Annotated in this window: 18 protein-coding genes and 1 riboswitch; of the genes, 14 read left to right on the top strand and 4 right to left on the bottom strand. The window is 30.6% G+C overall.

Annotated features, from left to right (window positions below; translation table 11 throughout):
- Positions 1-162: 162 nt before the first annotated feature.
- The 6 genes from Q6H37_RS07250 to Q6H37_RS07275 all read left to right on the top strand — a co-directional run bounded on the left by Q6H37_RS07250 (position 163) and on the right by Q6H37_RS07275 (position 6956).
- Positions 163-1611 carry a tagaturonate reductase gene (locus Q6H37_RS07250; RefSeq protein WP_318740453.1) on the top strand — a complete coding sequence of 483 codons (1449 nt, stop codon included), beginning with the start codon at positions 163-165 and terminating at the stop codon, positions 1609-1611.
- Between the two features lie 18 nt (positions 1612-1629).
- Complete coding sequence (locus tag Q6H37_RS07255; RefSeq protein WP_318740455.1) at positions 1630-3117, top strand: altronate dehydratase family protein; 1488 nt, start codon at positions 1630-1632, stop codon at positions 3115-3117.
- Positions 3118-3197: 80 nt separating this feature from the next.
- On the top strand, positions 3198-3845 hold the full coding sequence (locus Q6H37_RS07260) for a bifunctional 2-keto-4-hydroxyglutarate aldolase/2-keto-3-deoxy-6-phosphogluconate aldolase (RefSeq protein ID WP_318740457.1): 648 nt from the start codon (positions 3198-3200) through the stop codon (positions 3843-3845).
- Positions 3846-3865: 20 nt separating this feature from the next.
- Positions 3866-4885 (top strand): sugar kinase, encoded by a 1020-nt coding sequence (locus Q6H37_RS07265; RefSeq protein WP_318740459.1) that lies wholly within the window; start codon positions 3866-3868, stop codon positions 4883-4885.
- A 542-nt stretch (positions 4886-5427) separates the two neighbouring features.
- Entirely contained in the window at positions 5428-5973 is a 546-nt protein-coding gene (locus tag Q6H37_RS07270; RefSeq protein ID WP_318740461.1) for a sigma-70 family RNA polymerase sigma factor, read from the top strand.
- A 2-nt stretch (positions 5974-5975) separates the two neighbouring features.
- Positions 5976-6956, top strand: a complete 981-nt coding sequence (locus Q6H37_RS07275) for a DUF4367 domain-containing protein (protein WP_318740463.1) — start codon at positions 5976-5978, stop codon at positions 6954-6956.
- Positions 6957-7185: 229 nt separating this feature from the next.
- Here the strand turns inward: Q6H37_RS07275 and Q6H37_RS07280 are convergent, their stop codons facing one another.
- Both Q6H37_RS07280 and Q6H37_RS07285 read right to left on the bottom strand, forming a co-directional pair.
- Positions 7186-8589: a DUF4179 domain-containing protein gene (locus Q6H37_RS07280; RefSeq protein WP_318740465.1), complete on the bottom strand. Its 1404-nt coding sequence runs from the start codon at positions 8587-8589 to the stop codon at positions 7186-7188.
- Positions 8579-9103 (bottom strand): sigma-70 family RNA polymerase sigma factor, encoded by a 525-nt coding sequence (locus tag Q6H37_RS07285; RefSeq protein ID WP_318740467.1) that lies wholly within the window; start codon positions 9101-9103, stop codon positions 8579-8581. Before Q6H37_RS07285 ends, Q6H37_RS07280 begins: the two co-directional genes overlap by 11 nt.
- 250 nt (positions 9104-9353) lie before the next feature.
- On the opposite strand from Q6H37_RS07285, the gene Q6H37_RS07290 reads away from it, so the two are divergent.
- The 3 genes from Q6H37_RS07290 to Q6H37_RS07300 all read left to right on the top strand — a co-directional run bounded on the left by Q6H37_RS07290 (position 9354) and on the right by Q6H37_RS07300 (position 12919).
- Positions 9354-10535, top strand: a complete 1182-nt coding sequence (locus Q6H37_RS07290; RefSeq protein ID WP_318740469.1) for a PDDEXK nuclease domain-containing protein — start codon at positions 9354-9356, stop codon at positions 10533-10535.
- 315 nt (positions 10536-10850) lie between these two features.
- The gene (locus tag Q6H37_RS07295) at positions 10851-11396 is read left to right on the top strand and encodes an NfeD family protein (protein WP_318740471.1); all 546 of its coding nucleotides are present in this window, start codon (positions 10851-10853) and stop codon (positions 11394-11396) included.
- A 29-nt stretch (positions 11397-11425) separates the two neighbouring features.
- Positions 11426-12919, top strand: a complete 1494-nt coding sequence (locus tag Q6H37_RS07300) for a flotillin family protein (RefSeq protein ID WP_318740475.1) — start codon at positions 11426-11428, stop codon at positions 12917-12919.
- A 297-nt stretch (positions 12920-13216) separates the two neighbouring features.
- Here Q6H37_RS07300 and Q6H37_RS07305 read toward each other — a convergent pair whose 3' ends face one another.
- Positions 13217-14116, bottom strand: coding sequence for an AraC family transcriptional regulator (locus tag Q6H37_RS07305; RefSeq protein ID WP_318740478.1), 900 nt, complete (start codon positions 14114-14116; stop codon positions 13217-13219).
- 620 nt (positions 14117-14736) lie between these two features.
- On the opposite strand from Q6H37_RS07305, the gene Q6H37_RS07310 reads away from it, so the two are divergent.
- From Q6H37_RS07310 to Q6H37_RS07325, 4 genes are all read left to right on the top strand, one after another.
- Positions 14737-15744, top strand: a complete 1008-nt coding sequence (locus Q6H37_RS07310; protein ID WP_318742949.1) for a zinc-dependent alcohol dehydrogenase — start codon at positions 14737-14739, stop codon at positions 15742-15744.
- 166 nt (positions 15745-15910) lie between these two features.
- Entirely contained in the window at positions 15911-17281 is a 1371-nt protein-coding gene (locus tag Q6H37_RS07315) for a glycoside-pentoside-hexuronide (GPH):cation symporter (protein WP_318740480.1), read from the top strand.
- Between the two features lie 62 nt (positions 17282-17343).
- Positions 17344-18186: a transketolase gene (locus Q6H37_RS07320; protein ID WP_318740482.1), complete on the top strand. Its 843-nt coding sequence runs from the start codon at positions 17344-17346 to the stop codon at positions 18184-18186.
- A gap of 2 nt (positions 18187-18188) precedes the next feature.
- Complete coding sequence (locus Q6H37_RS07325; protein WP_318740484.1) at positions 18189-19157, top strand: transketolase family protein; 969 nt, start codon at positions 18189-18191, stop codon at positions 19155-19157.
- Positions 19158-19441: 284 nt separating this feature from the next.
- On the opposite strand, the gene Q6H37_RS07330 is transcribed toward Q6H37_RS07325, so the two are convergent.
- Complete coding sequence (locus Q6H37_RS07330; protein WP_318740486.1) at positions 19442-20734, bottom strand: ATP-binding protein; 1293 nt, start codon at positions 20732-20734, stop codon at positions 19442-19444.
- A gap of 344 nt (positions 20735-21078) precedes the next feature.
- Positions 21079-21161, top strand: a riboswitch (cyclic di-GMP riboswitch).
- Between the two features lie 110 nt (positions 21162-21271).
- Here Q6H37_RS07330 and Q6H37_RS07335 point away from each other — a divergent pair.
- Positions 21272-21913, top strand: a complete 642-nt coding sequence (locus tag Q6H37_RS07335; protein WP_318740487.1) for a response regulator transcription factor — start codon at positions 21272-21274, stop codon at positions 21911-21913.
- The last annotated feature ends 457 nt before the right edge of the window (positions 21914-22370 follow it).

Here is a 22370-nt window from a genome sequence, read left to right on the forward strand (position 1 = left end):
CAAAATATTTATAAAAAAATCTCTCCCAAACCTATTGTTAACGTGTGCAAAAGATAGTATAATAAAATAAAGAAATAAACAAATATGAAATTTATATATGACTTAAGGTTGAGAATTGAATTTAATTGCACACGTGAACAATAATCATTAGGAGGATTAATTATGAAACTAAATAAAAAAATTTATAAAGAGTACAAAAAATATCCAGAAAAGATTTTACAATTTGGAGAAGGTAACTTTTTAAGAGCTTTTGTTGATTGGCAAGTTGACAAAATGAATAGAGAAGCAGATTTTAATGGAAGTGTAGTAGTAATTCCACCTACTAAGAATGGAAAAGTTGATAAATTAAATGAACAAGACGGCTTGTTTAACTTATATTTGCAAGGAATAAAAGAAGGAAAAGCTATTAAAGAACATTTTGTAATAAATAGTATAAGTAGAGGGATTAATTGTTATGAACAATATGATGAATATTTAAAAGTAGCAGAACAACCTGAAATAAGATTTATATTTTCAAATACTACTGAAGCAGGAATTACATTTGATGAAAACGATAAACTAGAGGATAAGCCACAAAACAGTTACCCTGGAAAATTAACTGCATTTTTATATCATAGATTTAAGGCTTTTAAGGGAGAAAAAGATAAAGGAGTAATAATAATTCCTTGTGAACTTATAGATAGAAATGGTGAAAAGCTTAAAAATATAATTTTAAAGTATGCAAAGCTTTGGCATCTAGAAGAACAATTTGCAAGTTGGTTAAATGAGGCTAATACATTTTGCTGTAGCCTTGTAGATAGAATAGTTCCAGGATATCCAAAGGATACAATTGAAGAAGTAACAAAAGAATTAGGTTATGAAGATAGTCTTGTGGATGTTAGTGAACAATTTCATTTATGGGTAATTGAAGGACCTGAATGGATAAAAAATGAGTTTCCAGCAGATAAAGCAGGGTTAAATGTTAAATTTGTTGAAGACATGACTCCTTATAGAACAAGAAAGGTTAGAATTTTAAATGGAGCACATACATCCTTGGTACCAGTGGCATACCTTTATGGTTTAGAAACCGTAGGACAAGCAGTTGAACATGATGTTATTGGAAGATATGTAAAGGAAACTGTGTATGATGAAATAATACCAACATTGGATTTGCCAGAAGAAGAATTAAAATACTTTGCAGGTGCGGTAATTGAAAGATTTGCTAATCCTTTCGTAAAACACTACTTAATGAGTATAGCACTAAATTCAATGTCAAAATTTGAGACAAGAGATTTACCATCCTTAAGAGAGTATGTAAATAGAAAAGGAAAACTTCCTAAAAAATTATGTTTCTCACTGGCTGCATTAATAGAATTCTACAAAGGTAAAAGGGAAGAAGAAGATATAAAACTAGCAGATAATGAAGATATTTTAAATTTATATAAATCCTTATGGGCAAATTATGATGGAACTGAAGCAGGATTAAAGAATATAGTAAATGCAGTTTTATCATATGAAAAGAATTGGAAAATGAATTTAAATGAAATTGAAGGATTAACAGACATAGTAACTAACTACTTATCAAAAATTGAAAAGCTAGGAATTAAGGAAGCAATTAAAGAAGTTATGTAGAAAGTGAGAGGTAATTTCATGAAAAACGTTATTAAAATAAATGAGAATGATAATGTAGTTGTAGCTTTAACAGATTTACAAAAAGGTGAAATTGTAGAAATAGATAATGAAAAAATTAGTATTAAAGAAGCTGTTAAAAGAGGTCATAAGATAGCTGTAAGAAAAATTAAATTAAATGAAAATATAATCAAATATGGTTTTCCTATAGGTCATGCAATTTGTGATATATCAGAGGGTGAATGGGTTCATACACATAATGCAAAAACCAACTTAGATGGTATAAAAGATTATAATTTTAATCAAAGGCTTATTAAGAATGTATTTGAAAATAAAAACTTAACTTTTAAGGGATATAGAAGAAATAATGGAAATGTAGGTATAAGAAATGAACTGTGGATAGTGCCTACAGTTGGATGTATAAATGGTATAGCAGATAAAGTTATAGAAAAATTTAAAGCTGAATTAGGTAATTTGAATATAGATAATACTTTAGTTTTAAAACATAATTATGGATGTTCTCAACTTGGGGATGATCATAAAAATACAAGAACTATATTAATAGATGCAGTTAAACATCCTAATGCTGGTGGAGTATTGGTTATGGGGCTTGGATGTGAAAACAACAATATGGATGAATTTAAAAAGGCATTGGGAGAATATGATGAAAAAAGAGTAAAGTTTTTAGTTGCTCAAGAAGTTTCAGATGAGATAGAAGAAGGATTCAAACTATTAAAAGAACTTTATGAAAATATGAAAAATGATAAAAGAGAAGAAGTGCCTTTATCTGAACTTAAAATAGGACTTAAATGCGGTGGTTCAGATGGATTTTCAGGAATAACTGCAAATCCTCTTGTAGGAAAATTTTCAGATTGGTTGATAGCACAAGGTGGAACCACAATTTTAACAGAAGTTCCAGAGATGTTTGGAGCAGAAACATTATTAATGGATAGGACTGAAAACAAAGGGGTATTTGATAAAACTGTTCACTTAATTAATGATTTTAAAGAGTATTTTATGAATTATAACCAACCAGTATACGAAAATCCTTCACCAGGAAATAAAGCTGGAGGAATAACAACACTTGAAGACAAGTCATTAGGATGTACACAAAAGGCAGGTACAGAAACAGTAGTGGATGTGCTTAAATATGGAGAAACTTTGAAAACAAAAGGATTAAACCTTTTGAGTGCTCCAGGAAATGACTTGGTAGCAGCATCTGCTTTAGCAGCAGCAGGATGTCAAATGGTTTTATTTACAACAGGAAGGGGAACTCCTTTTGGAAGCTTTGTTCCTACTATGAAAATATCAACTAATTCACAGCTTTATAAATTAAAACCTCATTGGATTGATTTTAATGCAGGAACTTTGGTAGAAGATAAAACATTAGATAGCTTATTAGAGAAATTTATTGAATATATAATTAAAGTGGCTAGTGGTGAATTGGTGAATAATGAAAAAAATGAATTCAGAGAAATAGCTATATTTAAAAATGGAGTGACATTATAGTAATTTTTTAACCATAGATTTGAATTTACATTTTGACTAAACTTTAGAAATAAAAAATAGATTAATAGGAGGAATTTATAATGATAGAAAAATTAGAAACTCTAAGAAAAATTACTGAAGTAGGTGTAGTTGCAGTAGTTAGAGCAGAAAATGCTGAAAAAGCAGAAAAAATTTCAAAAGCATGTATAGAAGGTGGAATACCGGCAATAGAAGTAACATTTACTGTTCCAGGAGCAGATAAAGTAATAACTTCATTAAAAGAAAAATTTACAGAAGATGAATTAATAGTAGGAGCAGGAACAGTACTTGACAGTGAAACAGCGAGAATAGCTATACTTGCAGGTGCAAAATATATAGTAAGTCCAGGATTTGATTTGGAAACAGCTAAATTATGCAATAGATACCAAATACCTTATATGCCAGGATGTATGACAATTACTGAAATAATTAGAGCAATGGAAGCTGGAGCATCTGTTATCAAAGTATTCCCAGGAAGCGCTTTTGGTCCAAGCATAGTAAAAGATTTTAAAGCACCTCTTCCACAGGCACCTATTATGCCAACAGGTGGCGTAAGCTTGGAAAATGTAGGTGAGTGGATAAAAAATGGATGTATTGCAGTAGGAGTAGGTGGAAAATTAACTGCTGGTGCAAACACTGGTAATTATGATGAAGTAACTAGAGTTGCAAGACTTTTCGTAGAAAAAGTAAAAGAAGCTAGAAGTAAATAGTTAAGGAGGATAACTTAGATATGAAAAAAGTAGTGACTATGGGAGAAATATTGCTAAGATTATCCACACCAGGATATGAAAGATTTACTCAAGCACAAGCCTTTGATATAGTTTATGGTGGTGCTGAAGCCAATGTAGCTATATCTTTAGCAAATTGGGGAATAAATTCATGCTTTGTCACTGAACTACCTGATAATCCAATAGGACAAAGTGCTATAAACAACTTAAAAAAATATGGTGTTAATACAGAACACATTCATAGAGGTGGAGAAAGAGTAGGTATTTACTTCTTTGAAAAAGGAAATTCTGTAAGACCATCTAAGGTTGTATATGATAGAGCTAATTCAGCCATTACAAAGGTAAATGTTGATGATTTTGATTTTGATGAAATATTTAAAGATGCAGATTGGTTTCATATTTCAGGAATAACTCCAGCTCTAGGAGAAAATTGTATAAGACTTGCAAAAAAAGCTGTAGAAGCAGCTAAAGCACATAAAGTTCCAGTAAGTATAGATTTAAATTATAGAAAGCAGCTTTGGGGCATTGAAGAATTTGAAAGGGTAATGCCAGGACTATTAGAAGGTGTAGATGTTTGCTTTGGATGGCTAAGTAGTGTAGAAGGAAAACAAAGTGAATATAAGGTAGCTGATTTTTCAAAGGGAGAATTAGATGAGGAAAGGTTTAAATCTATATTTGGAAAGATGATAGAAAAGTTCAATATAAAATATGTAGTATCTACACTAAGAGAGAATTTTTCAGCTTCACACAATGCTCTTTCAGCTATAATTTATGATGGAAAAGAACTTTATAGATCAAAGAGATATGATTTTACTATACAGGATAGAGTAGGTGGTGGAGATGCTTTTGCTTCTGGATTAATATATGGATTAGTGCAAGGTAAAAGTCACAAAGAAGCATTAGAGTTTGGAGTAGCAGCTTCAGTATTAAAGCACACAATAGACGGAGATGCAAATATTGTCACAGAAAATGAAGTTCTAGAACTTGCAGCAGGAAATGCATCTGGTAGTGTACAAAGATAGATGAAATTTAATATGTAGATTTGTAGTTCATATAAGGACTCAATGTTAAAATTGTTTTAATGTTGAGTCCTTATTTTTAGAGGACAATTGACAGAGGACAGAGGACAGAGGACAGAGGACAGAGGACAGAGGACAATGAAGGTAAGTTTTCCTCCTTATGTCAGAAAACTAATTTATTTCTAAAGCTTGTTTTGCTAACACAAAATGAGCTTTAAACTTATATTAGTCAGCAATGTTTCGCTTTAGCGGAACGAGTCATCAAAAGTTTAATTAAAGATTTTTCGTAGCAAAGCGGAGAAAAATCATCCTTTATTGTCCTCTGTCCTCTAAAAAAGTTGTGTCACATTATGCTTTTATTAAGTTAAAATTTTATATGAAATATTTGAGTACATTAAAAATATAAACAATAAGGTTTATAATTGACTTTATATATGTTTGTTTAAAGATTAAAAAAAATATTGTAATGAAATTAAGAATTATGCGTATTAACATATGTGATTACTTAGCTAAGTAAAAAATAGGAAAAGGAGGTGTTTAAAAATATGGAGCAGTTTGCTTTATCTAATTCTTCGGATAAAGGCCAAAATAAAGAATTAGATTTAACCTATATTTTTGAAACCTACTACAAAAGGATATACAACTATATATATTACAGAGTTAATTCTAACGAGGAAGCAGAAGATCTGGCAAGTCGGGTTTTTGAAAAGGTGATGTTAAAAATAGATACTTATTCTAAAGATAAGGCAACCTTTGAAGTGTGGTTATTTGCTATAGCAAGGAATGTAATAAATGATTATTTTAGAAGTTTAAAGAAATATAAAATATTTTCTATGGATAAAATCAAAGAATTAATATCAAGAGAAAATAATCCAGAAGAGATAGTCTTAACAGCTGAAACTAATGACAAACTTTTAAAAGCTCTAAAAGTTCTGAACAGTAAAGAGAGAAATATTTTGGCATTTAAATTTGGAGGAAATTTAAAAAATAAGGAAATTGCAGAAATTTTAAAGCTTACAGAAAGCAATGTGGGGGTAATACTTTATAGGGTAATGAAAAAGCTTAAAGTAGAAATGGAAAGAGAGGTATAGCTATGAATAAAAAAAGTATAGAAGATAAATTTTCAATAGATATGGATGCTTATTTTAATGGTATAGAAAATGTAGATAAACCTCAAAATGACGAGTACAATAAAATTTTAAATCTTGGAAAATCCCTAGCAAATAAGGACTTTAGTAAAAATAGTAATAAAGAAGCTGTTTTTAGTAGAACTTTGAAAAATATAAATGAGAATAAAGAAAATAATGCTGTGAAAGGTTCAAATAAAATTAAGCGTATTGCTGTTGCAGCTGCATGCTGTTTAATAATATGTGGAGCTTTAAGCCAAACATCTTTTGCAAAAGGAGTATTAGGAAAAGTAATAAGTACAGTGTTTATTGGTCATAATGGTACAAAGATTATGCAAGAAAAAGAAACTCCTAAAACTGATAAAAATGCTTATCGTCCTATACCGGATAAATTGAAAGGAAAGGTTTTTGACAAAAATGGCAAACCTATAACAAGATTCACTGATGGTACTAAATTTTATACAGCTACTGGAGAAAGAATTACTGGCTTTGTTAGTTCAGGAAAAGATCCTAATAATGTTACAATACAAACTGAAAAAAGCAGAAAAGAGAAATTTCTAATAGTTAAAGATTCTAGCACATTAAATCAATACACTTGTTTCAAAGTTAAGCTTCCTTCTTATTTGCCAAAAGATTATAAATTTGATAGAGCAGAGTTTATAAAAAATAAGGATGGAGGAGTTAGTAATCAATACATTTTTATATTTTTTACTAATAAAAAAACAGGCAAAGAGATTTTTATGCCTCAAAGAGTTGCAAATAATAATACTAAATTTGTAAGTTCAACAGATGGTAAAGTTGAAAAAGTAAAAGTTAATGGAAAAGATGCTGCCATAAGTGATGATAGATGTATTGACTGGGAATATGATAATGTATTTTATGAAGTATTGGGTAATGAAGCATTTGGAAAAGATGAATTAATAAAAATTGCAGAGTCTGTTAAATAATTTGTGTAATCAATGAATTTTATTTACAGTAAGAGTTATCAGATAAGTTTTTATTTAAGTAATAAGTGATGGGGCTGTCACACTAAGAAATTTACATATAATATATTGCTTTGCAAATTTAAAATTAGCACAATATGTTGTAGCATTTATTCTTAATGTGGCAGTCCCATTATTAATGTGTAGCTAATATTAGAAAAAATTACATTCATAGCTAGAATAGTGATTAATATTAATTGGAGTTATTCTTAATTACTATTTCATCAGTATCATAAAGAAAACTTCTTGCTGTACTTTCAATTTTAAATTTATTAGGAACACTGCGGCCTTTAAAACTGAAATTTTCACTTACAACAGCATTATTTACTCCCATACCAGAATAACCTGCATTATTATAAATAGAATTTAAATTAGGAGTTTTGTTTATTAAAGTGTTATAAACAGTATTTCTAGATGCTTGATCTTTAAATTGTACTTTTTCATTTTTGTGATGTGACTTAGAACCATAATTATCAGTATCACTAAATCTAACTGGGATAATTCCAATGCGTTCATAAATTCTATTTGTCTTATCATATTCAACGCTGTACTCTGTACAATTATCTTTTTGTGTCATAGATGTAATTTTAAACTTTTCACCATTAAAATCAAATTGCATTGGAAGTTTGTCTTTAGAAATTTCATATTCTTTGTTATACCAATAATTAACAGATGCACCCACTAATCGTATGCCTATTTCTTTTATATTCTTGTAATATATAGATTTAAATTCTTCTCCATGGATATATCCAAATGATTCGTAACCTAGTTTTTCTTCTTCATTAATATTATCAGTATAGTTATTATCTAGACGCATTGAGAATAATGGTCGCATTCCAGTTATATTTCCATCTGATGGAGTGAAATCATATTCTAGAATAGTTTTAAGTATTCCTTCTTTTAAATTTTTAAGTTTTAATGTACCTATATTAAGGTTATATTCTTTATTTATAGGGATATTTTTAACATTTTGCATAGCTACTTGAGTTTTTAAAGTCCAGTTTACTTTAAAACTATCGTTTTTAGGATTAATAAATGAACTTATTTTAGCCATAATTTTATTATTGTATTCAATATTTTTATATGAAATATTGTCTATATTTATAGTAATAGGATTTTTTTGTATATACTTTGCTTCTTCTTTACCAATAAAAATGAAAAAAGCTTTTTCTTTTTTGTCTGAGTTGTCACTTGAATCTGGTAGGGAGTATCCCCATAGGTGAAAGTTTTTATTATCTGCATCTTTAAAACTTAATCCATCTATATAATATTTAGGATTAGATACGTTGTAAATAACCTCTATTCCTGTTTCATCTGCCATTATATCCTTTATAGTAAATTCTACATTTTTATATTCAAATGATTTATTTATTTTAGAAACATTATTATTTTGCCTAGCTAAATCTATTTCTTGTTTAAAGGGTATATTGTTGTAATATTTGCTATATGCAAAAACTGATATTGGAAGCATAATTGCTATGATTAAAATAGCAGCTGATGCATAAAAATGTAGTTTCTTCTTTTTATTTTCAACATGTTTCCTAAGTTTATTTTCAACATTTTCCATTAATCTTTCGGGAATATTATTAATACTCATTTTTTGTCCTCCCACTCTTTGATCTTAAAAAATTAAGAGCTCTATATATTTTTGTTTTAACTGTATTTATAGGAATATCCATAATTTCTGCTACATCTTGTATAGAATAATCTTTAAGATATCTTAAAACCAATATTTCTCTTTCATCATTTTTTAATGTATTAAGTAAGCCTTCAATTACAATTTTATCTTCAATAGAATCATAAGAGAACATATCTCTAACTTCATTTATTTCTTTTTCCGATGAGGTAACTGTATTTTCTCTAAATCCTTTTCTACATATGTTTATAAGTATTGAAGTAAACCAGCTGTAAAATTTATTTGGATTTTTTAGCTGTTTAATTTTTTCAAAACCTCTTATGGCAGCTTCAGATATGCAATCTTCTGCATCGTATGAGTTTTTAGTATAGGTAAAGGAAATTTTATAAAATAATTCTTGTTTTTGTTTTAAAAGCTCCATAAATGCAGAAATATCTCCGCTTTTGCTTTTAAGCACAAGTGTTTCTATGTTCATTGTATACCCTCTTTCAAATGCTGCAGCATTTTTGTTTTTACATATGTTAGATGTTTTGACACAGGAAAAAGTTTCACTTTTTAACACATTTAATTTATTATATTGTAACAAGTTATACAATAACTATTTGCTGTAAGATTTTATTTTTGGATAAGTCCAAATTTGTAACGAAATGGTTAATAACATATACTTTTTTTGTATATTGAGATATAATCAACTTAAGCTATTAAGGAATTATGAGGTGACTTTGATGTTAAAAGAATATGATAAAGGGTATGTTACTTTTTTAAATGAATTAAAAGATAAAATAATTGATTCGCAGCAAAAGGCTGTAATATCAGTAAATAAAGAATTACTTATGCTCTACTGGAATATTGGAAATTTAATTTTGAATAAACAAGGTGAAGGAATACTAGAAGATTTAATTATTGATGAGTTATCAAAGGATTTAAAAATAGCATTTCCAAATATGCAGGGTTTTTCAGAGAGAAATTTAAGATGTATGCGCAAGTTTGCTGAGGCTTATAAAGATGAGGAATTTGTTAAAGGAGTTGCTTCAAAAATCAGTTGGTCTCATAACATAATTTTAATGGATGAAATTGATGATTACGATAAAAGAGTATATTACATAAATAAAATTATAGAAAATTCTTGGGGAAAAACTACACTTATTAAAGAAATAGAAATTGAAAATAGTGAAGAAGAAAGTTTAAATGATAATGATGAAAAAGAAAATTATAAAGAAGATATTGATGAAACAGATGTTAATGAAAAACAAGATAGTGAAATTGACAACAATGATGTTATTGAAAGTAAACCTATAGTAGAGACTGCAGAGAAAACGGATTCTGAATTAAAGGAACTTTGGGAAGAAGAGGACAATCATATTGACGAAATGATATTAAAGCAAGATATATCAATTGAATTAATAAAAGATAAATATATGCTTGATTTTTTGACTTTTTTAGAAGAAGCAACAGAAAAAGATTTGCAAAAGCAATTTGAAAATCATGTTGTTGAATATTTCCTAGAGATCCATGCAGGTTTTTCTTTTGTGGGAAGTAATTTTCATATAGAAGTAGAAAAAGAAGATTATTATGTGGGGCTACTATTTTATAATTTAGATATACGATGCTATGTAAATGTTGAATTAAAAATAGGTAAGTTTAGACCAGAATATTTAGGAAAGCTTAGCTTTTATCTTTCATTGATAGATGATAATTTAAAGAAAAAAGAAGATAAGCCTTCTATAGGTATTTTAATATGCAAAGATGAAGAAAAGCTAATTGTACAGTATGCCTTTAAGGATGATGTAAATTCTGAAGAAGATAAAGAATACAGTTTGGCACAGGATATTCCAAAGGAATTTAAATCAATATTACCTACAGTAAAAAAGATAGGACTTGGGATTAAAGAAAAATTGAAAGGTTAATTAAGTCAATATTTAATTGATGTATTATACAAGAGTAAAAGAGAGCAAAAATGATAACCTATGATGTTTATACATATAGGTTATTATTTTTAAGACTTTTGTGGAAAATTATAGTTGATATGGCAATTGTGTTTTTTATGTAGTAATATTATAATCATATCACATTAAGTGATATTTAATATTACTTAAAGCGATACGCACCTGCGTATTAAAGTGGGTTAAGTTAACTTTAATCTATTTAGTTTCAAGTTAAAGTTCTATTGGGAGGTGAGGAGAATATCCATTATATGATTTGATTATGCGAGGGGGGCTTATATGGAAAAAGCTTATACAATTCTATTTTGGGTAGGAGTTATATACACCTTAGTAACATTTGTAGTTGGAGACTTACTAGGAGCAATTCATTTAGACAGTCATTTTGATATACACGCTGATAGCCATGGTGGATTTTCACTTTTTCCACTAAAACCTATAACTATAGTTTCGTTTATTACTGTATTTGGCGGTATTGGAATTTTAGGTACTAGATATAAATTTAATGCAGTTATTATATTTGTAGTAGCAGCTGTTTTAGGAATTGTTGTTTCTTTTTTACTATATAGATTTGTATTAATACCACTATATAAAGCACAAAATACAAGTGCAGTTTCACAAAACAAGCTTATAGGAATGAAGGCAAAGGTTATATCACCAGTACTTGAGAATGGCTTTGGAACTATATCTTATACTGTTAATGGAAGTAAGTATAATGCTCCAGCACAGCATGTTAACAAAAGATCCATAGCGCAAGGACAAGATGTAATGATATATTCAATTAAAGGTAATGTATTTTATGTAGAGCCTTTAGAAGAGGAAAATTAAAATTTATTGAAAAAGGAGTGGCAAATATTATGTCAACTATTCTTATTCCTGCAATTATTGTAGGGGTCATACTACTTCTTATTTTGGGCGTTTTTTCCATGTGGAAAAGAGTACCTCAAGATAAGGCTATTGTTGTAACAGGTCTTAAAAAGAGAGTTATCACTGGTGGTGGTGGATTTGTAGTTCCACTTTTAGAAAGAACAGATAAGATTTCTTTAGAAAATATGCAGATTGATGTTCGTATAGAAGGGGCATTAACTGGACAGGGAGTAGGAATTACTGCAGATGGAGTTGCTGTTGTAAAAGTAAAATCAGATACAGATTCAATTTTATCTGCGGCAGAACAATTTAATACATCAAATGGACTTCAGCATACTCTTGATGTTATCGAACATACCACAAAGAATGTTATGGAAGGTAAACTTAGAGAAATTGTATCAAAAATGACTATCGAAGAAATATACAGGGATAGAGAAAAGTTTGCATCCCATGTTCAAGAAGTTGCAGCAATAGATCTTGCACAAATGGGTTTAGAGTTAAAGGTTTTAACTATCAAGGATATTTCAGATAAAAATGGTTATTTAGAAGCACTTGGTAAACCAAGAATAGCAGCTGTAAAAAGAGATGCACAAATTGCAGAAGCAGAAGCAGCAAAAGAAACTAAAATAAAAACAGCAGAAGCAATTAGATTAGGTGAAGCTGCAAAAATTTTATCAGAGACACAAATTGCTGAATCCACAAAGGATAAAGAATTAAAAGTACAAGCGTATAGAATGGAACAGGAAAGAGCAAAGGCTGCATCTGATTTAGCATATGAAATTGAAGCAAACAAGGCTAAAAGGGAAGTTACTGAAACACAAGTTCAAGTAGAAATTACTAAGAAAGAAAAAGAGAAAGAATTGACAGATGCTGCTTTACAAGTAGAAATTACAAAGAAACAGAGAGAAATTGAGCTTGCAGAAAAAGAAGCTATGAGAAAAGAAAGAGAACTTGAAGCTACTGTTAAAAAGCAAGCAGAAGCGGATAAGTATATGAGTGTCCAAACAGCAGATGCAATTAAATACAAAGAAATTGCTGATGCAGAAGCAAGAGCAAGAGCAATTGAATTAGAAGGTAAAGCAAAATCCGAAGCACTAAGACTTCAAGGTATGGCAGAAGTTGATATTATTAGAGAAAAAGGTAAAGCAGAAGCAGAAGCTATGATGAAAAAGGCAGAAGCGTATAAACAATATAATAATGCTGCTATGGCTCAAATGATTGTAGAAAAATTGCCTGAAATTGCAAAAGCTGTATCAGAACCATTATCTAAAACTGAAAAGATTGTCATTGTTGATAATGGATCAGGTGAAGGAAAAGGCACAGGTGCTGCAAAGGTTACAGGTTATGTAAGTGATATTATGTCTCAGCTTCCTGAAACTGTAGAAGCTTTGACTGGTGTTAATATTATGGATTTCCTAAATAAGGCTACAAGTAATTCTAAAGAAAACAAAAAAGAAAATAATGAGGAAGGAAATGCTGATTAAATCTTTCAACTTTAGTGATGGATAAAATAAGCATAATGCTAAACAACTTTTTAGGTGGAGTACGCATTGAATATATGGTGTATAAAAGCTAACCGTATTAATGAGCTCTAATGCTTTTATATACCATAAACATCAGTTCCACGGAAGCACATAAACTATAATTTTGATACAATAGAAAGCCCTTGACTTCAAGGGCTTTTGCTGTCTACTGTTGTTTGTACATTATAGCAAGTATCAAGCTTTGCATTGTTTTTCATAAGTTTTGATTTTGGATAGAGACTACTACACAATAATATATTACTCATTAATCTTTGACTTTCGAACCATTTTACGATACTGGGTGGTTGTTATGCCTTCTACCTCATGAAATAGCTTTAATAGTGTCCTGGAGGAAGAAAAGCCGACTAAATTTGCAATTTTATCCACAGAATAGTCAGTTTTAAATAGGTAATCCTTAGCATAATTTAGGCGAAAAATACTTAAGGTTTTACTAAAGGTAGTGGCAAAGCAGGCTTCAAAAACACGGTTTACATGACGTGTGGTTACATACATGGCTTTAGCAACGCTTTGAAGGCTTATGTCTTTATTGTAATTTGCGTGCATATATTTAGAGATTTTTATGGCTAAATTTACATTTTGGCTGTTTTCATCAACTTCAGCATAGGTTTCAGGAATAAGATTTCGCATTGCTAAGATTATAAAGCTGAGATAAAGACTTCTAATGTTTAATTGCCAACCGAATTTTTTATCATTCAGTTCTGTAGATATTTTTTTTATTATGTTGCAGCAATTAGTGTCATCACGAGCTACGTAATACTTGCCCTCTTTTACATTTGAAAAAATTCTCTGAATATCTGATGTCTCAAATTCCGCATAATTAGTACCTATATTTTTGGTAAGATTTTCAGGAAGCTCAAAAATTATAATAAAATATTTTCGCTGTACATCAGGCTCATATATAGTTCCATGCCAGGTATGTGGAGGCAATAAAAGCAGATGACCTGTTGGTACACTAATTATATGACCAGATACATTTATTCTTAAGTTTCCTTCAATTGAGTAGTAGATTTCATAAGAATTATGTGAATGCTGAAACTCAGAGGTTCTATTGTCAAGCAGCTCTACATGACGAATTAAAATTTCAGAGGTTAACATAGGAATTCTTGTAATATAGGGTTGATATATGTTATTTATCATAATTTTCCTCCAAATATTAAAAGTAATCAGGTATTGAAATGCTTGCATAAAATTTTGATTATAGTTATTAGATATTACTATTAAGAATATCTGAAATTATTTGAATTTTCACAAAATAATTTTAACATGAAGTGTAATTTATTTCAAATCAATGTAATGATTGATATAAAAATGACAAATAGAGTTTTCAATGCATGCAAATACATAATAGAAAAAAACGATAAATTTCCATGAAAAAATTTACACTAAAGAGACAAGTCTCTATATTTTTATGTCCTTTTCGTTCATTGTTCAAGCATAACAAAGAATATATAATAAAATTAACACATGTGTATAAGAAGATTTTATTCACTTTATTGATAAATTAAATAAGTTTAAGAAAAAGGCAATAGAGGGGTGTTCGTCTGCAGGAGGACAACTGAAAGTAACATTATGCCTTATAGCAAAGATTCTAATAAACAATGAATAAAATTAAAATGATTAATGTAAACGTTTTGATAATTGGTAAAGAATCTAAGAAATAATTAGCCAAATTTAAAGGATTTGTATAAATGGAAAAATAAACCAAGTATTTTTTTAAAGTCTAATGTTAACAGAAGGGGTGAAGAAAATTGAAAAAAATGAAACAGGTATGGTTTGCAGATGAAAATAAGGTAGAAGTTCGTAATGTGGAAATTCCAAAAGTAGCTGCGAATCAAGTAAAGGTGAAAATTGCATATGCTGCTCTTTGTGCAACAGACGTGCATATGGTAACCATGGGAGTATTAGGTGCAAAGCCGCCAATGCGTCTTGGTCATGAAGCATCTGGTGTCATTGAAGAGTTAGGCGAGGGCGCTGACAAGTTTGGATTTAAAATTGGAGATAAGGTTTCGCTTTTTCCAGTAACAAGTTGTGGAAAATGTCCAGCCTGTAAAAAAGGACAGCCCCAATACTGTCATAATTCTCAGGACACAGGTGCTTTTGCAGAATATGTGGTGACTGATGTCAGTGCTGTTTTCAAGATTCCAGATGATGCTGATTTACAATGGTACAGTTTAGTGGAACCAGCAAATTGCACCATACGAGCTATGGACTTAGCCAAAATAAAGCATGGTGATACGGTTGCAATTTCAGGCGTAGGTGGTATTGGTTCTATTCTTTTAAATATGATTTTACTTGCAGGCGGTGCAAGGGTAACTGCTATTGATCCTGTAGAATCCAAACGTCAAATGGCACTTAATATGGGAGCACAGTATGTGATTGACCCATTTAATGAAGATATGGAAAAGCGTGCGATGGAAATTACAGATGGTAATGGCTTTGATTATGTATTTGAGGCATCAGGTTCTCCTAAAGCGGCAGAACCAGCACTGAAAATTATGGGCAAATGTGGTACAGTAGTTTACTTTGCAGTATTTCCCCCTAAATATGAAATGTCACTGAATCTCTATGAACTATATATGAAGGAAGGTAGGATTCAAACAGTATTTACTACAACTTCAATTATGCCTCGTACTATCAATCTTATTCCAAGATTACAGCTTGATAAGGTTATTGGTAAGGTAATGCCGCTGAGTGATGCGGTGAAAGGGTTTGAACTGTTTAATAAATCAATTTACCCTAAGATTTTATTTGATTGCTCTAAATAATACAGAAATATGCGAAGAAAAGTATTTCAATAAAACATGGGTATGCGTTTGCAGCTATAATTGATAAAGGCATAGCAAATGATTTTGAGCTATGCCAGGAACTAAAATAAAAAGGGAAACAGTTATAATCAAGCCTAAAGTTCTATAAAAAAGGGGGATTTTCAAAATGTCTGTTACTGATAAGATGAATTCCGAAAATATTAAGCTTTCTAAGTTCAAAAAAATAGGGTATGCTTCTGGTGACGTTGCAAATAATTTTAGTTGGTCATTGGTTTCTACCTATTTGATGTATTTTTGGACAGATGTTGCACTTATACCTGCTATACTTTGCGGTACCTTTATGCTGGTTTCTAAGTTATGTGATGCAGTGTTTGATCCTATTTTAGGTGCAATAGCTGATAGAACTAAATCAAAATGGGGCTGCTACAGACCATGGATTCTATTTGCATGTGTTCCTATGTTGTTGTTAAATATTATGTGCTTTACTGTATTACCTTCGCAATCTGCAAATACAAGAGCATTTTATTGTTTTGCGTGTTACTTAGTGTTAGTACTTGTCTATTCATGTGTAAATGTTCCTTATTCTGCAATGCCAGCGACTTTAACTCGAGATGGAGATACACGATCTAGTCTTTCGAGTTATCGTATGACTGGTGCATTTATTGCAACATTGCTTCTCTCACAGCTTGTACTACGCGTGGTTCAATGGGTTGGCGGAGGAAATGAAGGAAAAGGATTTTTTTGGGCGGCAGTCATTTTCTCATGTATAGCATTACCATTATATATCTTCTGTTTTAAAACAACTAAAGAGGTTGTAGAGGTAAAGATAGAAAAGGTAAGTTGGAAAGACGAAATTAAGGTGTTAAAAGGCAATACCCCTGTAATGATTTTAGTGCTTTCGTTTGTATGTTGGGGCTTTTATGAGGCAGCAGGTGGTGCAGTAAGAATGTACTATTTTAAATATTATGTAGGCGACGATAAATTATTTATGCTGAATTCTGGATTAGTGTTCTTAGGACGTGTTATAGGAACATTTTCATTAGCATATCTAGTAGCTAAAGTAAATAATAAGAGAACACTTCCAATGATTGGATTTACTTTTTCGGGTATTCTTATGATTATCATGAACTACTTGCCAATACACACTACTGTGGGACTTAATCTATATCATGGGCTTACTTTTTTGACAGGTATTGGAGGAGGCCTTGGTATCGCTTCTCTATTTGGTATGGTACCAGATACAACAGAATATACCCAATACAAGTATCATCAACATGCAGCTGGTTTTTTATCTGCATACATTAACTTTGCATTTAAACTAGGCATGGCAATCTGTACAGCAGTTATCGGATGGGTGCTAGGAGCTTTGGGGTATGTTGCAAATCAGGTTCAGAGTATAAAGGTTATGACAGCGATAAATGTTAGCATGAATTTAGTTTGTGGTCTTGCATTACTAGGATCAGGTGTCATATTGTATTTCTATACTATAGATAAGAAAACACATATACACATGATTGAAGAGATAAACAAGGCATAATAAAAAGATTATTGGCTAAAAAGGAGGAAAGCAGTATGTATAAATACAATATTGACATAGAAATGGTCAGGAAGCTGGATGAAAAATGTGTAGAAATCAGGAAAAATCTAGTTAATTTTATATATCGTATAGGCATGGGTCACTTAGGTGGAGAGCTTTCATTAGTTGAAATGGCAGTTGCTCTCTACTATAAATACATGAATTATGATCCTAAGAACCCAAAATGGGAAGAACGTGACAGGCTAATTTTAAGCAAGGGTCATTGTAGTGAAACTCTTTATACAATTTTTTCGGATCTTGGAATGTATACTATGGATTATATGGTTGAGCACTTTGAAACCCTTGATACTGCAGAATTTGGCATGCACTGTAACAGAAAATATGTTCCTGCAATCGAAGCATCAGCAGGTTCACTAGGTCATGGTTTGCCAATTGCTCTTGGTATGGCTCTTGGCGCTAGAAAACAGAAGAAAAACTGGAGAACATTTGTTATTGTTGGTGATGGAGAGATGGATGAAGGTACAAACTGGGAAGCTATAATGGCGGCAGCTCATTATCAGCTCGGCAACCTTGTTGCAATAGTCGACAAGAACAAAATACAGATGACAGGTACTACAGCTAACACTATGAATCTTGATCCACTTGATAAAAAGATTGAAGCATTCGGTTGGGATGTTATCGAAATTGATGGTAATGATATGTATTCTGTTTGCGAGGCTTTGCAGTCACTTCCACCTGCTGATCCTTATGTTCGCAGAAAGCCAATTTTTATTATTTCCAATACCATTAAGGGTAAAGGTGTTGATTTTATGGAAGGTAACATAAAGTGGCATGGTGGTGGTATCGCTAAGGAGCAGCTAGAACAGGCGCTAAATTGCATTGAGAAGAATAGGAGGGTGAGATAATTATGGCAGTAAAAGTCACTTTTGATTTTGACCAAATGTTGTCTAATGCACGTGAGGCATACGGCGAGGAGTTAATGAAAATGGCAGATGAGGGATTGGATTTTGTATTCACTTATAGTGACAATGTTGCTCCATCATCAGCAACAGGTAAATTTATTCAGAAATACCCTGAGAGATGCTTTAACTTTGGAATTGCAGAGCCAAATCAGGTTGGAGCATCAGCAGGCCTTGCACTATCGGGTCAGATAGTATTTGCACAGGTTTTTGGGCCATTCTTGCCATTAAGAGCTGGTGATCAAATTCATATAGATATTGCATATAATGATGTTCCTGTAAGACTTATTGGAACACACTCTGGTGTTACAGCGGGGGGTGGACCTACTCATAATGATATTGCAGACTTAGCTTTATACAGAGCTATTCCAAATCTTACGATAGTTGTTCCAGCAGATGCAGGGCAGTGTATAAAGGCTGTAAGAGCATCAATGACATATCCAGGTCCTATGATTATTCGAATTGCACGTGGAGCTGAACCTAATGTTTATGTTGATAGTGATTACGATTTTGAAATTGGTAAGGCTATTGAGGTTAAGGAAGGTAATGAACTTACTATTATTAGTGCAGGAAGTAGTGTTTACTGGTCATTGATGGGGGCAAAAGAGCTTGCTAAGAAGGGTATTAATGCTCGTGTAATTGATATGCACACTATTAAGCCATTTGACAAGGAAATGATTATTAAGTGTGCTAGAGAGACAGGTTGTGTTGTTACAGTTGAGGAGCACAGTATCAACGGTGGACTCGGTGGAGCTGTTGCTGAGGTGCTTGCAGAGGCAAGCTTTGGTGGAAAGTTTAAAAGAATTGGATTGCCTGATGAATTTTCCGTTCTTGGTGACCCAATGGAGGTTTATAAGTATTATGGAATGGACCCAGAAGGCATCGCAAATACAATTTGCAAATTAATCGACAAATAAGGTTTATGATTTGCAATCCATGATTTTGATTATATAAACGGTTGGATAATTAGCATAGATAACGGCTTTACAACTATCCTTTAAGATAAAAAATTAAGTTTGAAAACTGTATACAATAAGAACCCCCCTCATAGTTAAATATGGGGGGATTTTAAAAAATACAGAAACATCTTCAAAATAATTAAAAAAGTCTACTAGAACTCGTGCATAATCGTCTTTCGTTTTTATTGAATTTTTAACTTCATTGTCCTATGTGCTATGTCAATTGTCCTCTAAAAATATAGCTATATAGAAGATGAAATGTAGTTTATAAATTGTTTTGCAGTTCTTCCTGATCGTCCATGAGTTCTCAATTCCCATTTTGAAGCTTCTTGATTTAAAGCTTCTTCATCAAGTTCAATTTTTTGCTTTTTAGCAAGAGATTGAACTATTTTTAAATAATGTTTTTTATCTGGACTATCATACGTTATAACAACTCCAAAACGTTCAGAAAGAGACAATTTTTCATTCATGGAATCAAATGAATGTAGTTCTTCATCAGCTCTCCTATCATTCCAAGTCTCTTTTATTAAATGTCTTCTATTAGAAGTGGCATAAATTAAAATATTTTTAGGAATGTCTTCAACTCCACCATCTAATACAGATTTCATCTCTTTATAGTCTGTTTCAAATTCTTCAAAAGATAAATCATCAATAAATATAATGAAGTATTTTCCTCTGGATTTTAGTTCCTTTAACACATCTGATAAACAAAGTAGTTGTTCCTTTGATATTTGAACCAATCTAAGTCCCTTGCTATAAAATTTATTAACTACAGCTTTAACTGAAGAAGACTTTCCTGTTCCAGCAGATCCTATTATAAGAACATTATTAGCAGGCTTTCCAGATACAAAATCCAGTGTGTTCTTTACTAAAGTTTCTTTTTGATATTCATAGCCTACAATATCATCTAAGTTAACCTTATCAAAATTTTCAACGCCAATTAAACCATTAGTGTTATGCCATTTAAATGCAATATGGTTTGAAAGCTCAGCACATCCTATATTAGAGTAATAATTTATTAAAGCGTTTAATAAAGCTTCATCAGAATCAGAACTAAAAAGTGCAGATACATAATCTTGAAATTCGCATATTTTCTCCGATTTATTTGTAGGAGAATAATTTTCTAGGAAATTGCAAGGAAAATCTAATGAGGAAACTATAGAATTTAAATTCACCCCAACTATAGACCTCATAATTCTTATATCATTTAAAGCAGCATTGTATAAATCTTTTTGTATATTACAGCCATACTTTTCACAAGTTAAGCTAAAAAAGTTTTTATCTTTTACTAAAAGATTTATAACGTAAGATTTCAGTACATTTCCACTTAAATTTAAGCTTTCTGCACTTTCTAATAATTTGTGCTGCATATCATAATATGAATTCAGCACACTTTCCTTATCAGGATTATCCTTTGAAAATTCTTTTAAAAGATTTCTTAATTTACTTATAACAGGATCATTTAAAAGATTCCTGTATATAATTAAACCTCCTGAACTTAAGTATAAATTTTGGCAGTGATTTTTTTCTGTCATAGAATAGCCCCCATTTCTTAATAAAAAGTTATTTTTTCATTATATCATATATTTTTGTTACTACAAAAGATGTTCTAGTTTTATTAAAAGTTAAATATATTATTTAGTGAGATTTCATATGTAGTCAAATTGGCAAGAAAGATGCGTATATAGAATAATTGAAATTTCATTTACATATGTATATACTAATTTAGTAATTCTTATTACTTGGTAACCTGTCAGGATGTGTGAAAACTGATTTATGATGCAGGATTTTAATAATGATATTCCAAAAAATAAATAAAATGTATAATTAAATAAAGGAGTAGGTAATTGTTATGTAATGATTATTTAAAAAGGTTATAGTTAAAAAGGAGACAAAGAAGTATACTTGCATTTGGGCACCTTAAAGTATACAGAGTCAGTGGTGCAACCGACCTGATTTTACCATGTGTATGGTTTAATTGGGCTTTTTTATTGTATTTGTCATAATAAAAAATATAGTTGAAAAGATAACCTAATTCATTTATTAAAAATTAAGTTTTTGGGGGTGTATATGTGAAGGTTATCATTATATCAAATTATGCTTTAATAAGAGAGGGAATATATTCAATTATGTCAAGATGTAATCGTGTCGATATAATGCTTGTTGCAGAAACATTGAAAGAGTCAATTTGCCTAGTTAAATCAACTAAAATTGATATTGTTTTATTTGATTTACATGAACAAAATAAAGATGAGTTGCTACTAATTAAAGAATTAAAAGAATGTGGTGTAAAGAGCAAATTTATAATATTTGATTTTAATAAGGATAAGAACATCTTTGTAGAAGCTATTAGGTGTGGTGTAGAAGGATATATATTAGGAAAGTCGGATGAAATTGAACTTATATATATCATAGATCAAATTTATAAAGGTAAAAAGTATTTTGATTCTTATTTTATAGATTGTATGGTTAGAGAAAACAGAGTTGAACCTGAAAAAATACAGCAGCTTACAGCAAGGGAAAAAGAGATTTTATGTGAAATAGGAAAAGGAATGAGTAATCAACAAATATCGAAAAAACTTTGCATTTCTGAAAACACAGTAAAAAAACATAACAATCATATATTTGATAAACTGAATATAAGAGATAGGACACAGCTTGCTTTGTATGCCAATAAATGTGGAATGTTGGATAGGGATGCTAATATATCTTAAATATATAAGATTATTATTAAGCAGTACCCACGATAGTATGGTAGATCAAATTTTAATTAATTGTTAAAAAAGATAACTATAATGGATAAACAATTTGTTATTTGTTTATCTATTGTAGTTTTTTTGTATATATGATTATATTTTTGAACGAAAATGATCAGAAAATAAATCTGGCAAACCAATTAATATTTTAGTTTACCATTATAAATTGAAAAAGTTTAGAATGACATATTAGCAATAAAATGCCTGTTTTTAATATAAAATTATACTACCTTAGTAGTAGAAGTGTATTATACCGTGTATGGAACTTATTAACAAAAGATTAAACTGGAGTGTGATGGAAATTTTAACCATAGATGATAGTATGAGAGTGTAATAAAACTTGATCAAGTTGCATTCCTAAAATGAGTATATATCCGGGAAGATTACAATAATACAAATTAAGGAATTGAGAAGT

It is taken from the genome of Clostridium sp. JS66 (assembly GCF_033561535.1).
GTDB lineage: Bacteria > Bacillota > Clostridia > Clostridiales > Clostridiaceae > Clostridium_AM > Clostridium_AM carboxidivorans.